Origin of the sequence: Bacillus sp. RC251, from assembly GCF_044908765.1 — a bacterium.
Lineage (GTDB): Bacteria > Bacillota > Bacilli > Bacillales > Bacillaceae_G > Bacillus_A > Bacillus_A wiedmannii.
The window spans coordinates 50,413-71,954 of sequence record NZ_JBIYDP010000002.1; the positions used below are offsets into that span (position 1 = coordinate 50,413).

Genomic DNA, 21,542 nt, shown 5'->3' on the forward strand with positions numbered 1-21,542 from the left:
AATCTGTAATGACATATAGTTTGGGAGGGGGAAAAGAAGTGGCAACAGATCATTCATTACGTTTTTCATTAAAAGAATCTGTTTGGTTCCAAAAAGGACAGGAAGTCGAAGAACTTTTGTCAATTTCGTTAGATCCAGACGTTGAGATAGAAGAGCTTGATCATGAAGTTATCGTGAGAGGGCAATTAGATTTAACGGGAGAGTACGTTGCGCGGCAAGATGATTCGGCTTATTCATTAAGAGATTTATCGCCAGCGAAGTCGATTGATTATGTAGAAACAAGGGAAGATGGGGTTAATGAACTTGTTCATTCCTTTCCGCTTGAAATATCAATTCCGAGAAACCGTGTGAAAGTAATTGAAGAACTATATGTATCTATTGAGGAGTTTGATTATGAATTAAAGGAAAATGGTTGCTTACAATTATTAGCGGATATATCTATCACTGGTTTATGTGATGAAGAAAGAATCGAGGATGAAGAGGAAGAAACAGCGTATGCTGAGTTAGAGGCTGATTCCGCACAAGAAGATGAAAATAGACCCGCCATGCACGTAGAAGAACCAGTCTATAAGGAATCAGATGAGTGGGAAGATTACGCATTTGAACCGTTTCAACTAGAGGAAAGAAAAGAGCAGGAAGTAGAGGAAGAGGAAATAGAAGAACATGAATTTGTGGAGCGTGAAGAGGAGAAAGAATCAACGCCACAATTTGAATTGTTCGGAAGAAAAGATTTCAAGAAAGAAAAAGCGAAAAAACAAGAAGAGCAAGAAGAAGAAACGTATTCACAGCGAGATGAAAATGCACTTTATTTAACGAAAATATTTACGAAAGAACCGGAAGAAGAATTTACAAAGTTAAGAATGTATTTCGTGCAAGAAGGGGATACAATCGAATCTGTTGCAGACCGTTATGAAACGTCTGTACAAAACTTATATCGTGTCAATCAAACAGAAGATATATATTTAACTGCGGGACAAATTATTTATATTCCTGTTTCAAGGGCAAAAGCGAAATAAGTGAGTGTTTTCACTCACTTATTTTCCTAAAGGCAATGTTTTGAATAGAAAGGGTTATTCGTATGGATATTGAATTACGAAATCGCTATGAACCCATTGTAAGGCAATATAGATTGGATACACAGCATATGGAAGAGCACGGAAGTGTAACGAAAATTTACACGAATCAAGGTCCGTATGCGCTCAAGAAAATAGAAGACGGGAAGTTAGAGCGGAATAACTTTTTGCACCATATTCAATATTTGAAGGAGAACGGTTTTTCAAATTATGTACCTATATACCATGCGACGGATGGAAATTATATTTTAAGTGACGGGACGTATAATTATTATTTAATGCCTTGGTTAGAACGTGCGGAAGGCAATGGCGAGGATAATGATCAATACCATAAAATGTTTCAAACTCTCGGGACGTTACATCAAAAAACGGTGAAAGAAGAAACGTATACAGAAGAAGATTTAGAAAAACATTATACAAATATATCCGATCGCTGGGAGAATGATGGTGAGATGTTAGAAGAGTTTCTCGTAGAATCTGAAGCGAAGTGGTATATGTCTCCGTTTGAATTGCAATATTGTACGTACTATCATCATGTAATGAGGGCGCGTGAGTTTGCAATGAAGCAATTAACTGAGTGGAACGATGCGATGAAAGAAAAAGAAAAAACACGTATTACTTTTGTACATGGTAACGTAGCGCTTAATCATTTCTTATTTGATTATGAACGGAATGGCTATTTTATTAGTTTAGAAAAATCGAAGTTTGCCACACCGGTGCAAGATATAGTAGGGTTTTATTCTCGGTCTTTAAATACGTATCCAATTGCGCGAAGTGATCGGTTTGAATGGTATCAAATGTACCAAAAAAATTTCCCTTTTACGAAAGAAGAGCAACTACTCATGTTTGCGTATATGACGTATCCATCGCAATTTATTCGGCAAATCCAGTCTTATAAGAAAAGAAGAGGGAGTCGCAATAAGGAAAATGAACTTCTCGGAGTAAAGAGCTTACAACAATCGCATTGGCTCGTTAGCAATATAGAATATTTCCTTTCGCAATTACAAGCTGCCCAGCAAGGGAATGGATAAAGTGAAACTTTAATCAGTGGGGGTCTTACTGCCCGCAAATAGCGGGATAAAGAAGATAAGTAGAGGATGCTACTTATCTTCTTTTTTTGCCCAAAAAGCCGTAGTATTAAATTTATCTTGACGAATAGGGTTTCGTTTTTTACACTATTGTATATAATAATTAACAATCATATAAATGCCTTGAAGGGGAAGAGTATAACAAGAAACGTCTTCAGAGAGGAGAATCATTAGCTGGGAGATTCTCTAGATAGTTATGTTAGAAGGTAGCCCTGGAGCATCTTTTCTGAACGGAATAGTTCTTATTAGGAAAAGACGGATTTGTCCGTTATCAAATTAAGAGTATAAGCAAATTCCTGAATTTGTTTGTAAATAAAGGTGGTACCGCGATGTCCCTCGTCCTTTTTGGATGAGGGACATTTTTTATTTTAAGGAGGGAAAATAATGTCAAATACGGAAAAGAATTTACCAACTAAATATGATCATATGTCCGTTGAAGAAGGCCTTTATCAATGGTGGCTTGAAGGCAAATATTTCGAAGCAACAGGAGATGAGAAGAAACAACCATACACAATTGTAATTCCACCTCCGAACGTAACTGGTAAGTTACACTTAGGTCATGCTTGGGATACAACTCTTCAAGATATTTTAACTCGTACGAAGCGTATGCAAGGTTACGATGTATTATGGCTTCCAGGAATGGACCATGCGGGTATCGCAACACAAGCGAAAGTAGAAGGAAAACTTCGTGAAGAAGGTATTTCACGTTACGATCTTGGCCGTGAGAAATTCCTTGAAAAAGCTTGGGAATGGAAAGAGGAATACGCGTCTCACATTCGTCAACAATGGGGGAAAGTTGGTTTAGGACTAGACTATTCTCGCGAACGTTTCACATTAGATGAAGGTTTATCTGATGCGGTTAATAAAGTATTCGTTCAATTATACGAAAAAGGCTTAATTTACCGCGGTGAATATATTATCAACTGGGACCCAGCAACACGCACAGCTCTTTCTGATATTGAAGTAATTCATAAAGAAGTTCAAGGTGCATTCTACCATATGAACTATCCGTTAACAGATGGTTCTGGTCATATTCGTCTTGCGACTACTCGTCCAGAAACGATGCTTGGTGATACAGCAGTAGCGGTTCATCCAGAAGACGATCGTTACAAACATTTAATCGGAAAAACAGTTACACTTCCAATCGTAGGCCGTGAGATTCCGATTATTGCTGATGAGTACGTAGAAAAAGATTTCGGAACAGGCGTTGTAAAAATTACACCAGCTCATGACCCGAATGACTTTGAAGTAGGTAACCGTCATGACTTACCACGTATCTTAGTAATGAACGAAGACGGATCAATGAACGAAAAAGCTGGTAAGTATAACGGTATGGATCGTTTCGAATGCCGTAAAGCGTTAGTGAAGGACTTACAAGAAGCGGGCGTATTAGTAGAAATTGAGCCTCATATGCATTCAGTAGGTCATAGTGAGCGTAGTGGTGCAGTTGTTGAGCCTTACTTATCAACACAATGGTTCGTAAAAATGGCTCCACTTGCTGAGAAGGCAGTAGAGCTTCAACAAAAAGAAGAAGAGAAAGTAACGTTCGTACCAGAGCGTTTCGAAAACACATATTTACGCTGGATGGAAAACATTCACGACTGGTGTATTTCTCGTCAATTATGGTGGGGACACCGCATTCCAGCTTGGTATCATAAAGAAACTGGTGAAGTATACGTAGGTACAGAAGAGCCAGCAGATATTGAAAACTGGAATCAAGATAACGACGTACTGGATACATGGTTCAGTTCAGCGTTATGGCCGTTCTCAACACTTGGCTGGCCGGATGAAGATTCAGCAGACTTCAAACGTTACTATTCAACAGATGCACTAGTAACGGGTTATGACATCATCTTCTTCTGGGTATCTCGTATGATTTTCCAAGGTTTAGAGTTTACAGGCGAGCGTCCGTTTAAAGATGTATTAATTCACGGTTTAGTTCGTGATGAGCAAGGACGTAAAATGAGTAAATCTCTTGGTAACGGTATTGATCCAATGGATGTTATCGAGAAGTACGGTGCAGATGCAATGCGCTATTTCTTATCAACAGGAAGCGCACCAGGTCAAGATTTACGTTTCAGTATGGAAAAAGTAGAGTCTACTTGGAACTTCATTAATAAAATTTGGAACGCATCACGTTTCGTATTAATGAACATGGATGATATGAAGTATGAAGAAATCGATTTAACTGGGGAAAAATCAGTTGCGGATAAGTGGATTTTAACTCGCTTAAACGAAACAATCGAAAGCGTAACGCGTAACATGGATAAATATGAGTTCGGTGAAGCTGGTCGTTCATTATACAACTTCATTTGGGACGATTTCTGTGACTGGTACATTGAAATGGCGAAACTGCCACTATATGGTGAAGATGAAGCAGCTAAGAAAACAACTCGTTCTATTTTAGCTTACGTATTAGACCAAACAATGCGTCTATTACACCCATTCATGCCATTCGTAACAGAGAAGATTTGGCAACATTTACCGCATGAAGGCGAATCTATTACAGTAGCAGCATGGCCAACAGTTCGTGAAGATTTACAAGATACAGAAGCTGCGGCAGAAATGCACCTTCTAGTTGATATCATTCGCTCTGTTCGTAACATCCGTGCAGAAGTTAATACGCCAATGAGCAAAAAAGTTCAAATGCAAATTAAAGCAAAAGATGAGGCTGTACTTGCTCAACTTACGAAAAACAGCTCTTACATTGAGCGTTTCTGTAACCCAAGCGAATTAATAATTCAAACGGATTTACAAGCACCAGAAAAAGCAATGACTGCAATCGTATCAGGTGCAGAGTTATTCTTACCGTTAGCTGATCTTATCAATCTTGATGAAGAGAGAGCACGTCTTGAGAAAGAATTTGAGAAGTTCGACAAAGAAGTAGAACGTGTACAGAAGAAACTTTCAAACCAAGGTTTCGTAGCGAAAGCTCCTGCAGCAGTTATTGACGGAGAGCGTGCGAAAGAGCAAGACTACCTAGAAAAACGTGAAGCAGTTCGCCAACGTCTAGCAGATCTTGAAAAGTAAAATATTTTTTAGAGGCTCACTATATTGGTGAGTCTCTTTTCTTTGCGTATAATAGGAGTATGAAGGTTGTCTTTTGAAAGGGGAAAGCATACGTGATACATACATACGAAGAAGCGATAGGGTGGATTCATAGCCGATTGAAGTTTGGTATTAAACCAGGATTAGAAAGAATGAGATGGATGCTAGAAGAGCTCGGAAATCCAGAGCGTCACATAAAATGTGTTCATCTTGCTGGTACAAATGGAAAAGGTTCAACGTTAACATATATGCGCTACATGTTAGAAGATGCAAAATATAAGGTAGGAACATTTACCTCTCCATATATTGAAACATTTAACGAACGTATTAGTGTGAACGGGACACCAATTGCAGATGAAGAGATTACTGAACTTGTAAAGATGGTAAAGCCAGTCGTTGAAAAACTAGATGGGACAGATTTAGGGGAAGCGACTGAGTTTGAAATTATTACTGTTATGGCAATTTGTTATTTCGGTAAAGTTAATTTCTGTGATGTTGTTTTATTTGAAACAGGGCTTGGAGGGCGTTTTGATTCTACGAATGTTATTCATCCTGTTCTCACGATTATTACAAATATCGGCCACGATCATATGCATATTTTAGGGAATACACTAGGAGAAATTGCATATGAAAAGGCGGGGATTATTAAGTCTGGTGTTCCGGTTATTACTGGTGTACGAGATGAGGAAGCATTGCAAGTCATTCAAAAAGTTGCAAAGGAAAATCATGCAAACTTATACGAGATGGGCAAGCATTTTACAGTGTTACATAAACAGTCTGGCGAAGATGGAGAACAGTTCGATTTCATTTGTCCTTTCGCCACCTTTGAAGATGTGCGAATCTCAATGAAAGGTGTTCACCAAGTAGGAAACGCAGCACTTGCACTTATGGCAGTCATGTATGTCAAAACATACTTATCATTTTTAATTGAGGAAGAAGAAATAAGAACTGGATTACAGGAAGCGTATTGGATTGGGCGATTTGAAAAACTGCAAAGCAATCCAGATATTATTATAGATGGTGCCCATAACCCAGAAGGTATCGAAAGTCTTGTGAAAACAGTAGAATCACATTACAAAAATAAAAATGTAATAGTTTTATTTACTGCCCTAGGTGATAAACAATTGCATAATATGGTAGATCAATTAGAAACCATTGCCGATGAAATTATTTTTACAACATTCGCCTTTGATCGTGCTATTTCTGCTGACAAGCTTGCATCGTATTCAAAGAAAGAGTCAAAACTAGTTTTTGAAAATTGGAAAGAGGCAATTGATACGAAGGTTGAAATGATTGGAGAAAATGATGTTTTTATCATAACAGGTTCTCTTTATTTCATTTCGGAAGTTCGAAAATATATTTGCGAGAAAAACTAGATAGTCTTTGCTATCTAGTTTTTTTGTTCTACAAATGAAGTCAAATGCATACATATAAGATAAATATATAGGGTTATTTGGCGAATTCCTCTGACAAATATCTCGTTTTTTTGTGAAATGAATATGATATGATGCGGACAACGATAAGAGGTGAGGTGTGAGTGTATGGACAAGCAATCACGAACGATCTCAGTGAAAGTGAATGGAAGCGAAGCGAAATATGAGGAGAAGAAGAAAGATGAATTTGAATGGATGGTAGTAGAAAGTGAAAGACCGAAAAACGTTGTTCCGTTTCAAAAAGCGAAATTGGTGTCTAAGGAAAAAAAACGAAAGAAGTGGAGCAATACGTTAATTGCAATCGTTGCAACTGCGATTGTTATTGGTACGGCTTTTGGGATGGGAATGCTACAGTTACTTAAAGGACAAGGTGCGACAGGGGGAAGCGAAGTAACAGCTTCGAAGCAGATGCGAAATGAAGAATCAAAGGTGGGCGGAACGGCAGAACAAACACCGGCACCAAAAGAGGAAAAACAAAAAGCACAGACAGGAACGTCATTAGATCCAATGAAATTATTTTTTGTGCAAGGAGGGATTTATTCTTCCGAAGAAAAGGGACAGGCCGCTCTTGAAGAGTGGAAAGGTAATGGAGGCGTTGCAGCTTTAAAACTGAGCGGTGATAAGTATGCATTAGTTGTTGGTATTGCTAGCGATGAACAAGGCATAAATCAATTAATGATGCAGTATAAAAATGATAATGTCTCCGTATTGAAAAAGAACTGGGATATAACAGATAAAGCATTACTTAAAGATGATAAAGAAGTTGGGGCATTTTTAACAAAAGTACAGCCATTATATACTCATTTAGCAAAATATGCTTCCAGCGTACAAGCTAGTGGAAAAAGTAATGCAAAAGATATAGGTGCGATTGAAAAAGAGTGGAAAGCAATTGAAAAAGAAGGGAAAAGTATGAAGCAGGAAGAAGCAAAGAAATTGTATATGTATACGTCAATAGCTGTGCAAACAGTGAAGGATGGAAAAGGTGATAAGGAATCTTTGGCGAAATTAAATCAAGTTATTATTGATGGTATACTTTCATATGAAAAAATTGTTTCCCAAAAGGTGAAATAATAGGATAATGAAGTGACGAAGGAAGAAGTATAGGTACTTCTTTCTTTTCTTTTGAATTTAGAGCAAAGTGCTTTCTCTATGGTAGGAATATAATCGTATTTTAGTAAAAAGTATTATTTTATTTAGAGAAAATAATACTTCTTTCATTTGTGGACAAACTATTCCTTTGATACGATTGATGTAAATGATTCTGCTTCATGTGAGAAAGGAAGGAGAAAATATGAGAAAAATTATTTTAGCATCAGGATCACCTCGCAGGAAGGAATTGCTTGAGTTAGCGGATGTACCATTTGAAATCATTGTAAGTGAAGTAGAAGAGACGATTGGTGCGTACTCATCACCTTCTGATATCGTTATGTCCCTCGCCCTGCAAAAAGCATCTGCGGTAGCAGAAAAGAATAGTGATTACATTGTGTTAGGTGCAGACACAATTGTTACATATGAATCGCGTATTCTTGGAAAGCCTTCTAATGAGGCTGAGGCGAAAGAAATGTTGCAATTATTATCAGGGAAAACACATGAAGTGTATACTGGTGTTGCAATTATAGCAAAAGACAAAACAGTCACTTTTTACGAGCGTACAGAAGTTACGTTTTGGGAATTAACAGAAGAGGAAATTGACGTATATGTTGCATCAAAAGAACCTCTTGATAAAGCAGGAAGTTATGGAATTCAAGGTAAAGGATCTATTTTTGTTCAACATATTCAAGGGGACTACTATAGTGTAGTCGGGTTACCAATTTCACGTCTTGTTCGGGAATTAAAACAATTTAATATTGATGTAACCCATGCGTAAAATTGCATGGGATTTTCTTTGAGAGAACAAATAAAAGGGGTGGAGAAATGAACGGTATTCGTGATGTTGTCAAAGAAGAACAGCCACGGGAGCGTTTATTGTTAGAAGGAGCTGGAAGTTTATCGAATCGGGAGCTTCTTGCTGTGTTACTTAGAACAGGTTCTAAAGAAGAAACAGTTTTAAAGTTATCAGATAAAATTTTACATCACTTTGATGGTTTACGTATGTTGAAAGATGCAACGTTAGAAGAGCTTGTCAGTATACATGGTGTTGGGATTGCAAAGGCAGCCCAGCTTATAGCTGCTTTTGAACTTGGTAGAAGAATGGTACGTTTAGAATATCAAAATAGATACAGCATTCGAAGCCCAGAAGATTGTGCGAGATATATGATGGAAGAAATGCGCTTCCTGCAACAGGAGCATTTTGTATGTTTATATTTGAACACAAAAAATCAAGTTATACATAGGCAAACGGTTTTCATTGGAAGTTTAAACACATCAATTGTACATCCAAGAGAAGTTTTTAAAGAAGCGTTCCGCCGCGCAGCAGCCTCTATCATATGTCTTCATAACCACCCTTCAGGAGACCCCACGCCGAGCCGAGAGGATATTGAAGTAACAAAACGCTTAGTAGAATGCGGCCAGATTATCGGAATTGAAGTGCTTGACCATATTATAATAGGTGACCATAAATTCGTGAGTTTAAAGGAAAAAGGTCATATTTAAGACTATGCTTTTTACTTATTTTGTTTTATAATGTGATTTATGAGTTTTTTGTAGAAATTTATCTACAAAAAGGATAAAGATATAAAAAACGTACTGTTTTTATAATATAAAGTAAGAAAAAATGAGTCCGTGAAAACAAGAAAGGAAGATAAATAATATGTTTGGATTTGGTGGCTTTACTCGCGATCTTGGAATAGATTTAGGAACTGCGAACACGCTTGTATATGTAAAAGGAAAAGGTGTAGTTTTACGTGAACCTTCAGTAGTAGCGTTACAAACTGATACGAAACAAATCGTTGCTGTAGGTAGCGATGCAAAACAAATGATTGGTCGTACACCAGGAAACGTTGTGGCACTTCGCCCGATGAAAGACGGTGTAATTGCTGATTACGAAACGACAGCAACAATGATGAAATATTACATTCAACAAGCTCAAAAATCAAATGGATTCTTCTCACGTAAGCCTTACGTAATGGTATGTGTACCTTCTGGTATTACAGCTGTAGAAAGACGTGCAGTAATCGATGCGACTCGTCAAGCGGGTGCTCGTGATGCTTATCCAATCGAAGAACCATTTGCAGCAGCAATTGGTGCGAACTTACCTGTTTGGGAACCAACTGGTAGTATGGTTGTTGATATCGGTGGCGGTACAACAGAAGTTGCAATCATTTCTTTAGGTGGTATTGTAACAAGTCAATCAGTTCGTGTTGCTGGTGATGATATGGACGATTCAATCATTCAGTACATTAAGAAAAGCTATAACTTAATGATTGGTGAAAGAACGGCTGAAGCATTAAAATTAGAAATCGGTTCTGCAGGCGAGCCAGAAGGTATCGAGCCTATGGAAATTCGCGGTCGTGATTTAGTAAGTGGTTTACCAAAAACAGTACTAATTCAGCCAGAAGAAATTGCAGATGCATTAAAAGATACAGTAGATGCAATTGTAGAATCTGTTAAAAATACGTTAGAGAAAACTCCACCTGAATTAGCGGCAGACATTATGGACCGTGGTATCGTATTAACAGGTGGCGGAGCATTACTACGTAACTTAGATAAAGTGATTAGTGAAGAAACAAATATGCCAGTCCTTGTTGCAGAAGACCCATTAGATTGCGTAGCAATTGGAACGGGTAAAGCATTAGACAATATCGATCTTTTCAAAACTGCTGCTCGATAATATTGCAAAATAAAAATCAATGAAATTAAGAGGGTGTGAACGTGCCACAGTTTTTCTTAAACAAAAGATTAATTGTTTTGTTAGTTAGTATTATTCTTCTCGTGGCATTGATTGGAATCTCATTGAAAGAACGGAACAGTTTAACATGGCCAGAGCAGTTTGTTAAAGACACTGTCGGTGTTGTAGAACGTGTATTCCAAAAGCCAGCGAAATACGTAGCTGGATTCTTCGAAAATGTAGAGGATGTAAAGCGCACGTATGAAGAGAATAAAGAATTAAAAGCAAAATTAGATAATTATGCAGGTCTATCAGGGAAAGTAAAACAATTAGAAGATGATAAAAAGAAGTTACAAGAGTTAACGGGTAAAAAAGAGTTGCCTAGTGATTATACTGAAATTCCAGCTACTGTCGGTTCTCGTAACCCGGATAAATGGTACGATCTAGTTGGAATTGATAAAGGGGCACAGCAAGGAATTAAAAAAGATATGGCTGTAGTAACTTCACAAGGTTTAGTTGGACGAGTGAAAAGTGTATCTCAGTTTACATCATCAGTAGAATTGCTAAGCTCTATGAGCCGAACAAATCGTGTTTCTGCTATCGTACAAGGTGATGAGAAAATCTTCGGATTGATTGAAGGTTACGACAAAGAAAAGCACTTACTTCTTTTTACAAAGATCGGCTCTGATGCTCAGGTAGCGAAAGATCAATTAGTTGTAACATCTGGACTGGGTGATATTTTCCCGAAAGGTCTTGTAATTGGAACAATCGTTGATGTTCAGCCGGATCCATACGGTTTAACAAAAACAGCTTATGTAAAACCTGCCGCTGATTTGAATGACGTAGAGCATGTTATGGTTGCGAAACGTGCAATACCTTCAGCGCCATTAGAATAGGAGGGGGAGAAGAGATGATGAAGATTTTAAAAAGAGCAGCTCTTCCTCTTTTGCTCCTTTTTGTTTTTCTATTTGAAAATATGTTTGCTACTATTGTTCCGACAGAGGTTTTTTGGAAAGACGGTATAGCAGCACCTCATTTCTTTATAATTGTATTATGTTTTATTACTGTGTACTATAGTCCGGTTCAAGGGATTTATTACGGACTCTTATTTGGTTTCTTATTTGATACCGTATACACAGAACTTGTCGGTATATATATATTTGCGTATCCGATTTTAGCTTATTTAGTTTATAGTGTGATGAAGATACTACAATTGAATTTATTTATTGTTGCTTCTATTGTACTAGCTAGCATTGTAGCACTAGAGTATTATGTGTATGGATTTTTAACTTTGTTAGGACGTACTCATATGTCAGCGTATGTCTTTTTCACAGATCGTCTCCTGTCTACTTTATTGCTAAATGCAATTTTCTTATTGATAGTTTGTTTCCCACTGAGACGATATTTAGTGCGTCTTTCAAAAGCGATGGAAGAAAAAGAAAAAAGGATTTTCTAATTTTATGTCGAATTGAATCGGTGGGGTGAACTTTAGTGGAAGAAAAAAAGCAACAAAATGTAACAATAAAAGGGACAAAAGACGGAATAACGCTTCATTTAGATGATTGTTGTTCATTCTCTGAATTACTGGAGGAACTGGATGAAAAGCTTTCTACACATTACTATGATGGTGATGGGCGCTCTTTAATTGAAGTGCATGTGAAAGTGGGAAATCGTTATTTAACAGAAGTCCAACAAGAAGAGATTCGTACGTTAATTCGTAATAAAAAGAATCTTGTTGTGGATTCAATTGAAAGTGATGTTATAACGAAAGCAGAAGCAATAGCTTGGAAAGAAGAAACAGAAATTGTCCCTATTTCCAAAATTGTTCGCTCTGGACAAGTTTTACATGTAAAAGGAAATTTATTGTTAATTGGAGATGTTAATCCAGGCGGAACGGTTATCGCTGGGGGGAATATTTTTGTCGTAGGATCATTAAGAGGAATTGCGCATGCTGGGTATTATGGGGATTCGGATGCCGTAATCGCTGCATCTGATATGAACCCGATGCAACTTCGAATTAGTGATGTGGCAATGCGGGCTCCGGAAGAGAAAGAAGACGGAGCGGAGGCGGCAGAATGTGCGTATATTAATGAGAACAATCACATTGTTGTCGATCGACTGCAACTTCTCACTCATCTTAGACCTAATTTAACAAAGTTAGAAAGGGGAATTGTATAGCTGTGGGAGAGGCAATAGTAATTACATCTGGAAAAGGCGGAGTAGGTAAAACTACAACGTCTGCGAACATTGGTACAGCCCTGGCGTTATCTGGAAAGAAAGTGTGCTTAATTGACACAGATATCGGTCTTCGAAACTTAGACGTAGTAATGGGGCTGGAAAATCGTATTGTATTTGATCTTGTTGATGTCGTTGAAGGGCGTTGCCGTTTACCTCAGGCGCTTATTAAAGATAAGCGTTTTGATGATCTTTATTTATTACCTGCAGCACAAACGAGTGATAAATCAGCGGTAACACCTGAACAAATGGATGAATTAATACAAGTATTACGTCAAGATTATGATTACATATTAATTGATTGTCCTGCGGGGATTGAGCAGGGATTTAAAAATGCGGTAGCTGGTGCGGATAAAGCAATCGTTGTTACGACGCCAGAAGTATCCTCAATGCGCGATGCGGATCGTATTATCGGGCTTTTAGAAAAAGAGGATATTGAACCACCAAAACTTGTTATTAATCGTGTGCGTAGTCATATGCTTCATGAGCAGGATATGTTAGATGTTGATGAAATCGTACGTACATTGTCAATCGAGCTTCTTGGTGTTGTCGAGGATGATGATGAAGTTATTCGTGCTACAAATACGGGTGAACCTGTAGCGTTGCAACCGAGCGGAAAAGCAGCGTTAGCTTATCGTAATATTGCAAGACGCTTGTTGGGTGAGAATGTACCATTGCAAGCATTTGGACAAGAAAAGGTATCGGTATTTACAAAGATGAAAAACTTCTTTGGAATCCGTTAAAAGCACTTCGCACATATGCGAAGTGCTTTCTTTTTTCTTCACACGAATATCTTCCTTTCTTAGCTCATACATATGTACAAACTGTATACAACTGTTTCTATTTAAATTAGCTTAACGAAAGAAAGGAGACAGTATGAAGAATAGTCGTGTAGAAGAAATTAAAAAACGGATTGCGAAAAGGAAGGCAGAGCAAGAAAGGATGGAGGAAGAGCAGTATTTTGCTGGAGGGAATTTTGATAGTGAAACAGTATTTATTGAAGAAGGAGAAAAGGAAATTCATCCTTTATTTCGAAAAGAAGTATTTTTCTTCAAATTTTTGTTATCAGCAATATTAGTTCTTTCTGTCGCTATTTTATATAAGAATGCACCCTCTTCTTTCGACGGTGCTAAAGCTGTTACAGAAAAAGTGATGAAAGAAGAATTTCAGTTTGCTACTGTAGCAAAATGGTACGAAAAGCAGTTTGGAAAACCGCTCGTATTTTATTCACCTACTGAGAAAAAAGAAGGAACTATTCAGCAAAAAGATTATGCCATCCCTGCTTCTGGAAAGGTGATGCAAGGGTTTCAAAAAAATGGCCAAGGTGTATTTGTTCAAACAGCTATAAATGCAACTGTTGAGTCAGTGAATGAAGGGCTAGTTGTTTTTGCAGGCAAGAAAGAGGAACTTGGTAATACGGTTCAAATTCAGCATGCAGATGGAACAGAATCGTGGTATGCGAATTTAAATGACATGACAGTGAAATTATATGATTACGTTTCAAAGAAACAAAAAATTGGAACGGTGAATAATGATGCGAATAATAAAAATGGTAAGTTTTATTTCGCGATAAAAAAGAATGAAAAATTTATTGACCCGATTCAGGTGATTTCATTTGATTAAATATAGAGAAGTTTTAACGAAGATTTCAGTGCATCCGTTGTTTTGGGTTATTATTGTCATTGGTATTTTTACGGCACGTTTTAAAGAGTTACTACTGTTATTTTGTATCGTTCTTATCCATGAACTTGGGCATGCCTTTGCGGCGGCACACTACAATTGGCGTATTAAAAAGATTCAACTTTTACCGTTTGGTGGTGTGGCTGAGCTTGAGGAGCATGGGAATAAGTCATTGAAAGAGGAGCTTGTTGTTGTAATTGCAGGGCCTATACAACATATTTGGATGATGGTGGTAGGTTATATAGTCTTTGAAGCTGGTTGGCTGGGTGCGGATTTATATTATTTCTTTATATGGAATAATATAATTATTTTAGCATTTAATTTACTACCTATTTGGCCGCTTGATGGTGGAAAAGTATTGTTTAACGTATTATCATATCGTTTTCCTTATTTACAAGCACATGAAAAGATGATGAAATTATCATGTGTTTTTTTTAGTGTAATACTAGTGTGGCAGTTACTTTGGAATAGTAACAATATTATGATGTGGGTACTACTCATATTTTTAGCGGTGTCGTTATATCAAGAGTGGAAACAAAGACAGTATGCCTTTATGCGTTTTTTATTAGAACGTTATTATGGGAACAAAAGAGGAATTGAAAAGATTGCACCTATTGAAGTGCAATCAGAAGATCATTTATATAAGATATTCACAAAATTTCGTAGAGGGTATAAGCACTCTATTATCGTCCATGGAAAATATAAAGAACATTACACATTGGATGAAAATGAATTACTCTATGCGTATTTTACTGAAAAACGAACAACTTCATCTGTTGAAGAATTAATCGGTTAGTGTTGACGATAGCACTAACCTTTTATTATTGTAAAAGCAAAGAAGATTATAAAGTGAGGAAAGAATTTTGAAAACGTTATATATGAACTATGCAGGATCGGAAAAACGCGTTGCAATTGAAGAGAAGAAAAAAATTGTTGAGTTTTTATGGAAACGAAATGAAGAACAAGAGATTGTTGGGCATATTTATGTTGGACGTATCGTAAGAACGATTGCTGGAATGAACGCAGCTTTTGTAAACATCGGTTTAGAAAAACATGCGTACCTTTCATACGATGATGTACCATCTTCTTATCGTATACATGAAGGGCAAGCAGTACTCGTGCAAGTTGTGAAAGAGGCAATTGATACGAAAGGGCCGAAATTGACGGCGAACGTAGAATTTACCGGGAAATATGTCGTTTATATGCCATATGATGAAATGCGTGCGGTTTCTCGGAAAATAAAAAACAATAAAAGAAGGCAACAGCTACTCCAAATTGAGGTAGAAGGGACAGGAGGTTATATTTTCCGCTCTGCTTCTGAAAAAGGAGAAATTGAAGAAATACAAGCTGAAATGCAAAGTTTACAGCAGTTATATGAAGAGCTAAAAAGAAAAGAGGGCCAAGGAAAGGCACCGTTACTACTTCATCGACCGGCGACCTTTTTAGATCGTGTATTCCAAGAGAATCCGATTGAAACGATTGAAAAAGTAGTTGTAGATACAAGAAGTATAGTAAAAGAATTAGAAGAAAAGGTCGGAAAAGAAAAAGTATCTTTTTATAATGAAAGATCTTCAATGTTTAACCATTTTGGAATAGAGCGTGAGATCGAGAAAGCACTTCAAAAAATTGTGTGGCTCCCGAATGGTGCTTATTTAATTGTGGAACAAATGGAGACGATGACTGTAATTGATGTGAATACGGGCAAGTTTACTGGAAAACAGAATTTACAAGATACAGTCCTTCGTACAAATGAAGTGGCAGCTGAAGAGATTGCACGTCAATTAAGACTGCGTGATATCGGTGGTATGATATTAATTGATTTTATTAATATGAAAAGAAGAGAAGATAAAGAAAAGGTAAGAGAATGTCTGGTGGCTGCTATGCAAAATGATCGCACATATACAAGAGTGCTCGGTTTTACAGAGTTAGGGATTTTGGAGATGACACGTAAACGTAAGAAACATTCTTTACGCGACGTATTACTAGAAGAGTGTGTACCTTGCAAAGCGACGGGGTATGTAATGTCATATGAAACAATTGCGTATGAGTTAGAGAGAGAGCTAATCACATATGGAAATATAGAGGATGAGGCAGTATTAATCGCTGCGCCTAAAAAGTTGCAAAAACAATTTTTGCAAAAAGAATTACAAAAAAATATTCCATTTGAAATTTATTTCAAAGATGATATGATCGAAAAGTACGCAATTATTCGTTTTGGAAGTAAAACAGAAATTGTAGAACGGAAAAAATAGTTAGCAGAACATTTATTGACAACCGTCTATGATTCATGATAACATCTTTATGTTATAGTTTATAGCACCTAAACGGCTATATGCTACAACCGCACAAGACAGGTTCCCTAAAGACATTTATGTCTACCTCGTTTTTGGCGAGTCTTAGTAATTAAGAGGAGGTGCAAGTATGTACGCAATTATCGAAACAGGTGGAAAACAAATTAAAGTTGAAGCTGGTCAAGCAATCTACATTGAAAAATTAGATGTTGAAGCTGGTGAAACTGTTACTTTTGACAAAGTTCTTTTCGTTGGTGGCGAAAACGTTAAAGTTGGTAGCCCAGTTGTAGAAGGTGCAACAGTTACTGCGAAAGTTGAAAAACAAGGTCGCGCTAAGAAAATTATCGTTTTCAAATACAAAGCGAAAAAGAACAATCGTAAGAAACAAGGTCATCGTCAACCTTACACTAAGCTAGTTGTTGAAGCTATCAACGCTTAATCCAGGTTAACATGATTAAAATTACGATAAGTCGCACGAAATTAGGAAGTATCCAATCATTTAAAATGACTGGACATGCCGATTATGCGCCACATGGACAAGATCTTGTCTGTGCTGGAACTACAGCGGTTGTGTTTGGTTCTATAAATGCAGTGGAAGAACTTTGTAATGTGCAGGCAACTATTGAACTCGGAAGTGATGGCGGATTCTTAACGTATGAATTGCCTAATGATTTAGACGTTCATGCAGCAGAAAAAGCACAAACGCTTTTAGAAGGATTGGTTGTTTCGCTTAAGACGATCGAACTTGATTACGGAAAGTATATCCGTTTAATAGAAAAAGTGCAGGAGGTGTAACGTATGTTAAGATTAGATCTTCAGTTTTTCGCATCTAAGAAAGGTGTAGGTAGTACAAAGAACGGTCGTGACTCTCAGTCAAAACGTCTTGGTGCTAAACGCGCAGATGGTCAAACGGTTTCAGGTGGTTCAATTCTTTACCGTCAACGCGGTACAAAAATTTATCCAGGTGTTAACGTTGGTCGTGGTGGCGATGACACTTTATACGCGAAAGTTGACGGCGTAGTACGCTTTGAGCGTCTTGGTCGTGACCGCAAACAAGTGAGCGTATATCCTGTTGCTCAAGAAGCATAAGAACTCACGGAAAACTCTAACCTGAGTGCAGGTTAGAGTTTTTCTATATTAAGGGGTATCTAAATGAATGAAAAATGGACAATTATAGATGCATTGCGTCATTCAAGACATGATTGGCTCAATCGTATGCAGATGGTGAAAGGAAACCTTTCCCTTGGAAAAGTGGAAGAGATTCATAGTCTCATCGATCGTTTTGTCCAAGAAGCGAGACAAGAATCCAATCTGATAGGGCTATCAATGCCTTTATTTTCAGAGTGGATTTTAACATATAATTGGAAACAGCAGCCGTGCTTATTGGAGTACGAAGTATTAGGGAAATTACATAACTTATCTCACTTAGATGAGACTGTATGTATATGGACGAATCAATTTTTCTCAATACTTCAGCATAGTTTAGACATATATGTTGAAAATTATGTTTGTATCACAATTGAATGTGACGCGGAGAATGCTCGTTTCTTTTTTGATTTTCGTGGTAAGCTAACGAGTGTAGAAGAACTACAGAATTGGCTTGCGAACCAAAACAATAAATGGTATTCCATTTCTTATACAGTACGAGACGAAGAAGTCTCAGTTATATTACAACCAATCGAAAAAAGTGTGGTGAAATAATGTTTGTAGATCAGGTCAAGATATATGTAAAAGGCGGCGACGGTGGTAACGGAATGGTTGCGTATCGTCGTGAGAAGTATGTACCTAAAGGTGGCCCAGCAGGTGGCGACGGTGGTAAAGGTGCAGATGTTGTTTTTGTTGTTGAGGAAGGCTTACGTACATTAATGGACTTCCGCTACCAACGTCATTTCAAAGCTGATCGTGGTCAGCATGGAATGAGTAAAGGTCAGCATGGTCGTAAATCTGAAGATTTAATCGTAAAGGTTCCACCGGGAACAATAGTAAAAGATGAAAAAACAGGTGAAATTCTTGCCGATTTAGTAACGCATGGACAAACAGCTGTAATCGCAAAGGGTGGCCGCGGTGGTCGTGGTAACTCACGTTTCGCAACACCGACGAACCCAGCGCCAGAAATCGCTGAGAACGGTGAACCAGGTCAAGAACGTGATGTCACGCTAGAACTTAAAGTGCTAGCAGATGTTGGACTTGTTGGATTCCCAAGTGTAGGTAAATCTACATTATTATCTGTTGTATCATCAGCGCGTCCGAAAATTGCAGAGTATCACTTTACAACAATCGTTCCGAATCTTGGTGTTGTTGAAACTGGTGATAACCGCAGCTTCGTTATGGCTGACCTTCCTGGACTAATTGAAGGTGCACATGCCGGCGTCGGACTTGGACACCAATTCTTACGTCATATTGAGCGTACACGTGTAATCGTGCACGTTATCGATATGTCTGGTTTAGAAGGCCGTGAGCCATATGAAGATTATGTAACAATCAATAGTGAACTAAAAGAATACAATATGCGTTTAACTGAGCGTCCACAAGTTGTTGTTGCAAACAAAATGGATATGCCAGGTGCAGAAGAAAACTTACAAGCATTTAAAGAAAAATTGGGAGACGAAGTGAAAATTTTCCCAATCTCAGCTGTAACGAAACAAGGTGTTCGTGACTTACTATTTGAAGTAGCGAACTTATTAGAAACAACACCAGAATTCCCAATGTACGATGATGTAGAAGAATCTGAAGCAAGTGTAATGTACAAATTTGAATCTGAATCTAATTTTGAAATTACACGCGAAAGTGATGGCACATTTGTTATTTCTGGTTATGATATTGAGAAAACATTCAAAATGACAGACTTCTCACGTGATGAATCTGTACGCCGATTTGCTCGTCAAATGCGTGGAATGGGTATTGATGAAGCCCTTCGTGCACGTGGTGCAGTAGACGGAGATATTGTAAAAATTCTTGAATATCAATTTGAATTTATCGATTAAGACTGCCGAAATATGGCAGTCTTTTTTTATTGTAAATGTCTGATTCATATAGGGAAAAATACCCACTAATTAAATTTTCAATTTATAATAGAACAAGGAGTAGCTTTGGAAGAATTTTTTATGGGGAGAAAACGAACATGTATAAAATATTAATTGTAGAAGACGATGAAAAAATAGCGGGAATATTAGAGGAGCATTTAGAAAGGTATGGCTATCAATCATTTAGAGCAAGTGATTTACGTCATATAAAAGATGAGTTCGTGAAAATAAATCCTCATCTCGTATTACTGGATATTAATTTACCATATTTTGATGGTTTTTATTGGTGTCGTCAAATTCGTACTGTATCGAATGCACCGATTATTTTTGTTTCTGCAAGAACAGGGGAAATGGATCAAGTAATGGCGATCGAGAATGGCGGAGATGATTACATTACGAAGCCATTCCATTTAGATATTGTAATGGCTAAGGTGAAAAGTGCACTTCGCCGTGGCTATGGTGAGTATGCCTCTGTTGCTGAGAGTGATTGTTTAGGTGTAAATGGACTGTTGTTATTTCCGTCCCAGCACATTGTTGAGTGGCAGGGGCAACAAACGGAGCTGACAAAAAATGAATTTTACTTATTAGAATGTTTAATGAAACAAGCAAATCAATATGTAACGCGTGAAGAACTGTTAGAAGCCCTGTGGGACGAGGTAGCTTTTGTTGATGATAATACATTAACCGTAAATGTAAAACGCGTAAGGAAGAAACTAGAGGAGCTAGGCATTCAAAATGCAATTGTAACGAAACGCGGATATGGTTATGCGCTTCTTACAGAGTGGGGCGAAGGGCATGAAGGTTAAAAATTACCTCATGGACCGTTTTTCTTTACTTCTTTCTTATATTATTAGCCTTTGTTTATTTGGGCTCGTTTTGCAGTTGCAAAGTTTTTTAGAAAAAAGATCCATTGATTGGAGTACGTGGTTATATGGGCTTTTATTAGGGACAGTTGTATTTACTGTATACCTCATTTACGATTATCGAAAAAGAAGTGTATTTTTAAAAAGAATCGAAAAATATGTTGCTAGCGGAAATACATTACACGACTCTTTACTTATTGATACTTCTTATACGTCAGAGCAAGAGATGGTTGTTGAATCGTTTACGCTATTAAGACAGCAATATATGAATGAAGTTCATAAACAATATGCGAAAGAACAACAGCAAATGATATTTATGAACCAATGGATTCATCAAATGAAAACACCAGTATCGGTTATAGAATTGCTATTACAAAAGTTTGGTAAAGAGCATCGTGAAGCAAGAGCAACAGTTGAAAGTATTCGTGAAGAAAATAACCGCATACTAAATGGTTTAGATTTAGCGTTACATATGGCAAGGTTAGAGCAGTTTGCGAAAGATTATAAAGTAGAAGTAGTAAATGTGATAGATATCATTAGGGGTATTATTAATGAAAATAGAAAATCTTTCATTCAATCGTCTGTATTTCCGAAAGTGATGTTTGAGGAAGATACTTGTATGGTTGCATCTGATAGAAAATGGCTCAGTATTGCTATAGGTCAAATTGTTGTAAATGCAATTAAGTATACGAAAATTTCAGAAGTAGAGAAAAAGGAAATCCAATTTCAAATTGAAGAGAAAGATCAAAAAGTGTTACTACATATTATGGACAATGGAATCGGTATTCCAGAGCAAGATGTAAAGCGTATATTTGATCCATTTTTTACGGGGATAAATGGCCGTAAAACGAGAGAAGCGACTGGAATGGGTTTATATATTACGAAGGAAATTTGCGATAATTTACATCATGGAATGTATGTGCAATCGGCTGAAGGGGAAGGGACAACATTCACGTTCCAATTTGCAAAAGATGAAGAATATCATACATTAATGAGAAAAATGACAAAACTGTAAGATAACAAAACGTTTTGTAAGGGAAAT

22 protein-coding genes and 2 other annotated features are annotated in these 21,542 nt (G+C 37.3%); all 22 genes read left to right on the top strand.

Translation table 11 applies throughout. From position 1 onward, the window contains the following. Positions 1 to 38: 38 nt before the first annotated feature. The gene (spoVID, locus tag ABH961_RS10135) at positions 39 to 1,016 is read left to right on the top strand and encodes a stage VI sporulation protein D (protein ID WP_048541357.1); all 978 of its coding nucleotides are present in this window, start codon (positions 39 to 41) and stop codon (positions 1,014 to 1,016) included. A gap of 62 nt (positions 1,017 to 1,078) precedes the next feature. Then, positions 1,079 to 2,104 (top strand): spore coat protein YsxE, encoded by a 1,026-nt coding sequence (ysxE, locus tag ABH961_RS10140; RefSeq protein WP_404519353.1) that lies wholly within the window; start codon positions 1,079 to 1,081, stop codon positions 2,102 to 2,104. Positions 2,105 to 2,275: 171 nt separating this feature from the next. Next, positions 2,276 to 2,508: a binding site (T-box leader), on the top strand. A gap of 37 nt (positions 2,509 to 2,545) precedes the next feature. Further along, positions 2,546 to 5,191: a valine--tRNA ligase gene (locus tag ABH961_RS10145; protein WP_046956279.1), complete on the top strand. Its 2,646-nt coding sequence runs from the start codon at positions 2,546 to 2,548 to the stop codon at positions 5,189 to 5,191. Positions 5,192 to 5,283: 92 nt separating this feature from the next. Beyond that, positions 5,284 to 6,585 (top strand): bifunctional folylpolyglutamate synthase/dihydrofolate synthase, encoded by a 1,302-nt coding sequence (locus ABH961_RS10150; RefSeq protein ID WP_048541360.1) that lies wholly within the window; start codon positions 5,284 to 5,286, stop codon positions 6,583 to 6,585. Positions 6,586 to 6,750: 165 nt separating this feature from the next. Further along, on the top strand, positions 6,751 to 7,713 hold the full coding sequence (locus tag ABH961_RS10155; RefSeq protein WP_404519355.1) for a stage II sporulation protein B: 963 nt from the start codon (positions 6,751 to 6,753) through the stop codon (positions 7,711 to 7,713). Between the two features lie 220 nt (positions 7,714 to 7,933). Next, positions 7,934 to 8,509: a Maf family protein gene (locus tag ABH961_RS10160; RefSeq protein WP_048541366.1), complete on the top strand. Its 576-nt coding sequence runs from the start codon at positions 7,934 to 7,936 to the stop codon at positions 8,507 to 8,509. A 47-nt stretch (positions 8,510 to 8,556) separates the two neighbouring features. After that, positions 8,557 to 9,234, top strand: coding sequence for a DNA repair protein RadC (gene radC / locus ABH961_RS10165; RefSeq protein ID WP_046958808.1), 678 nt, complete (start codon positions 8,557 to 8,559; stop codon positions 9,232 to 9,234). Between the two features lie 157 nt (positions 9,235 to 9,391). Next, positions 9,392 to 10,411 carry a cell shape-determining protein MreB gene (gene mreB / locus ABH961_RS10170; RefSeq protein WP_000466737.1) on the top strand — a complete coding sequence of 340 codons (1,020 nt, stop codon included), beginning with the start codon at positions 9,392 to 9,394 and terminating at the stop codon, positions 10,409 to 10,411. A gap of 41 nt (positions 10,412 to 10,452) precedes the next feature. Then, the gene (gene mreC, locus ABH961_RS10175; protein WP_048541368.1) at positions 10,453 to 11,304 is read left to right on the top strand and encodes a rod shape-determining protein MreC; all 852 of its coding nucleotides are present in this window, start codon (positions 10,453 to 10,455) and stop codon (positions 11,302 to 11,304) included. A 14-nt stretch (positions 11,305 to 11,318) separates the two neighbouring features. Next, positions 11,319 to 11,864: a rod shape-determining protein MreD gene (gene mreD / locus ABH961_RS10180; protein ID WP_000975755.1), complete on the top strand. Its 546-nt coding sequence runs from the start codon at positions 11,319 to 11,321 to the stop codon at positions 11,862 to 11,864. Between the two features lie 35 nt (positions 11,865 to 11,899). Then, the gene (gene minC, locus ABH961_RS10185; protein ID WP_000391511.1) at positions 11,900 to 12,586 is read left to right on the top strand and encodes a septum site-determining protein MinC; all 687 of its coding nucleotides are present in this window, start codon (positions 11,900 to 11,902) and stop codon (positions 12,584 to 12,586) included. A 2-nt stretch (positions 12,587 to 12,588) separates the two neighbouring features. Next, complete coding sequence (minD, locus tag ABH961_RS10190) at positions 12,589 to 13,386, top strand: septum site-determining protein MinD (protein WP_000503312.1); 798 nt, start codon at positions 12,589 to 12,591, stop codon at positions 13,384 to 13,386. 133 nt (positions 13,387 to 13,519) lie between these two features. Continuing rightward, positions 13,520 to 14,266 carry a stage IV sporulation protein SpoIVFA gene (gene spoIVFA, locus ABH961_RS10195; protein WP_048541370.1) on the top strand — a complete coding sequence of 249 codons (747 nt, stop codon included), beginning with the start codon at positions 13,520 to 13,522 and terminating at the stop codon, positions 14,264 to 14,266. After that, positions 14,259 to 15,119 carry a stage IV sporulation intramembrane metalloprotease SpoIVFB gene (gene spoIVFB / locus ABH961_RS10200; protein ID WP_000599080.1) on the top strand — a complete coding sequence of 287 codons (861 nt, stop codon included), beginning with the start codon at positions 14,259 to 14,261 and terminating at the stop codon, positions 15,117 to 15,119. Before spoIVFA ends, spoIVFB begins: the two co-directional genes overlap by 8 nt. Before the next feature lie 67 nt (positions 15,120 to 15,186). Continuing rightward, complete coding sequence (locus ABH961_RS10205; protein WP_404519358.1) at positions 15,187 to 16,575, top strand: Rne/Rng family ribonuclease; 1,389 nt, start codon at positions 15,187 to 15,189, stop codon at positions 16,573 to 16,575. A 77-nt stretch (positions 16,576 to 16,652) separates the two neighbouring features. Then, positions 16,653 to 16,730, top strand: a sequence feature (ribosomal protein L21 leader region). Between the two features lie 14 nt (positions 16,731 to 16,744). After that, entirely contained in the window at positions 16,745 to 17,053 is a 309-nt protein-coding gene (gene rplU / locus ABH961_RS10210; RefSeq protein ID WP_000270907.1) for a 50S ribosomal protein L21, read from the top strand. Between the two features lie 11 nt (positions 17,054 to 17,064). After that, a complete protein-coding gene (locus tag ABH961_RS10215; protein WP_001973720.1) occupies positions 17,065 to 17,409 on the top strand; it encodes a ribosomal-processing cysteine protease Prp in 345 nt (114 codons plus the stop codon). A 3-nt stretch (positions 17,410 to 17,412) separates the two neighbouring features. After that, positions 17,413 to 17,703: a 50S ribosomal protein L27 gene (gene rpmA / locus ABH961_RS10220; RefSeq protein ID WP_000944957.1), complete on the top strand. Its 291-nt coding sequence runs from the start codon at positions 17,413 to 17,415 to the stop codon at positions 17,701 to 17,703. 63 nt (positions 17,704 to 17,766) lie between these two features. Next, the gene (locus ABH961_RS10225) at positions 17,767 to 18,315 is read left to right on the top strand and encodes a Spo0B C-terminal domain-containing protein (protein ID WP_404519360.1); all 549 of its coding nucleotides are present in this window, start codon (positions 17,767 to 17,769) and stop codon (positions 18,313 to 18,315) included. After that, positions 18,315 to 19,598 (top strand): GTPase ObgE, encoded by a 1,284-nt coding sequence (gene obgE, locus ABH961_RS10230; protein ID WP_000497119.1) that lies wholly within the window; start codon positions 18,315 to 18,317, stop codon positions 19,596 to 19,598. Before ABH961_RS10225 ends, obgE begins: the two co-directional genes overlap by 1 nt. 137 nt (positions 19,599 to 19,735) lie before the next feature. Further along, positions 19,736 to 20,443 carry a response regulator transcription factor gene (locus ABH961_RS10235; RefSeq protein ID WP_000276710.1) on the top strand — a complete coding sequence of 236 codons (708 nt, stop codon included), beginning with the start codon at positions 19,736 to 19,738 and terminating at the stop codon, positions 20,441 to 20,443. Next, positions 20,433 to 21,515 carry a HAMP domain-containing histidine kinase gene (locus ABH961_RS10240; RefSeq protein ID WP_404519363.1) on the top strand — a complete coding sequence of 361 codons (1,083 nt, stop codon included), beginning with the start codon at positions 20,433 to 20,435 and terminating at the stop codon, positions 21,513 to 21,515. The genes ABH961_RS10235 and ABH961_RS10240 overlap by 11 nt, the downstream gene beginning before the upstream one ends. Positions 21,516 to 21,542 lie beyond the last annotated feature (27 nt).

Excerpts from the sequence above, each read along its gene's own strand:
- radC (WP_046958808.1), top strand. The coding sequence starts at position 8,557 with ATGAACGGTATTCGTGATGTTGTCAAAGAAGAACAGCCACGGGAGCGT.
- ABH961_RS10225 (WP_404519360.1), top strand. The coding sequence starts at position 17,767 with ATGAATGAAAAATGGACAATTATAGATGCATTGCGTCATTCAAGACAT.
- rplU (WP_000270907.1), top strand. The coding sequence starts at position 16,745 with ATGTACGCAATTATCGAAACAGGTGGAAAACAAATTAAAGTTGAAGCT.
- spoIVFA (WP_048541370.1), top strand. The coding sequence starts at position 13,520 with ATGAAGAATAGTCGTGTAGAAGAAATTAAAAAACGGATTGCGAAAAGG.
- ysxE (WP_404519353.1), top strand. The coding sequence starts at position 1,079 with ATGGATATTGAATTACGAAATCGCTATGAACCCATTGTAAGGCAATAT.
- obgE (WP_000497119.1), top strand. The coding sequence starts at position 18,315 with ATGTTTGTAGATCAGGTCAAGATATATGTAAAAGGCGGCGACGGTGGT.
- ABH961_RS10240 (WP_404519363.1), top strand. The coding sequence starts at position 20,433 with ATGAAGGTTAAAAATTACCTCATGGACCGTTTTTCTTTACTTCTTTCT.
- ABH961_RS10215 (WP_001973720.1), top strand. The coding sequence starts at position 17,065 with ATGATTAAAATTACGATAAGTCGCACGAAATTAGGAAGTATCCAATCA.
- ABH961_RS10155 (WP_404519355.1), top strand. The coding sequence starts at position 6,751 with ATGGACAAGCAATCACGAACGATCTCAGTGAAAGTGAATGGAAGCGAA.
- mreB (WP_000466737.1), top strand. The coding sequence starts at position 9,392 with ATGTTTGGATTTGGTGGCTTTACTCGCGATCTTGGAATAGATTTAGGA.
- rpmA (WP_000944957.1), top strand. The coding sequence starts at position 17,413 with ATGTTAAGATTAGATCTTCAGTTTTTCGCATCTAAGAAAGGTGTAGGT.
- ABH961_RS10235 (WP_000276710.1), top strand. The coding sequence starts at position 19,736 with ATGTATAAAATATTAATTGTAGAAGACGATGAAAAAATAGCGGGAATA.
- mreD (WP_000975755.1), top strand. The coding sequence starts at position 11,319 with ATGATGAAGATTTTAAAAAGAGCAGCTCTTCCTCTTTTGCTCCTTTTT.
- ABH961_RS10145 (WP_046956279.1), top strand. The coding sequence starts at position 2,546 with ATGTCAAATACGGAAAAGAATTTACCAACTAAATATGATCATATGTCC.
- ABH961_RS10160 (WP_048541366.1), top strand. The coding sequence starts at position 7,934 with ATGAGAAAAATTATTTTAGCATCAGGATCACCTCGCAGGAAGGAATTG.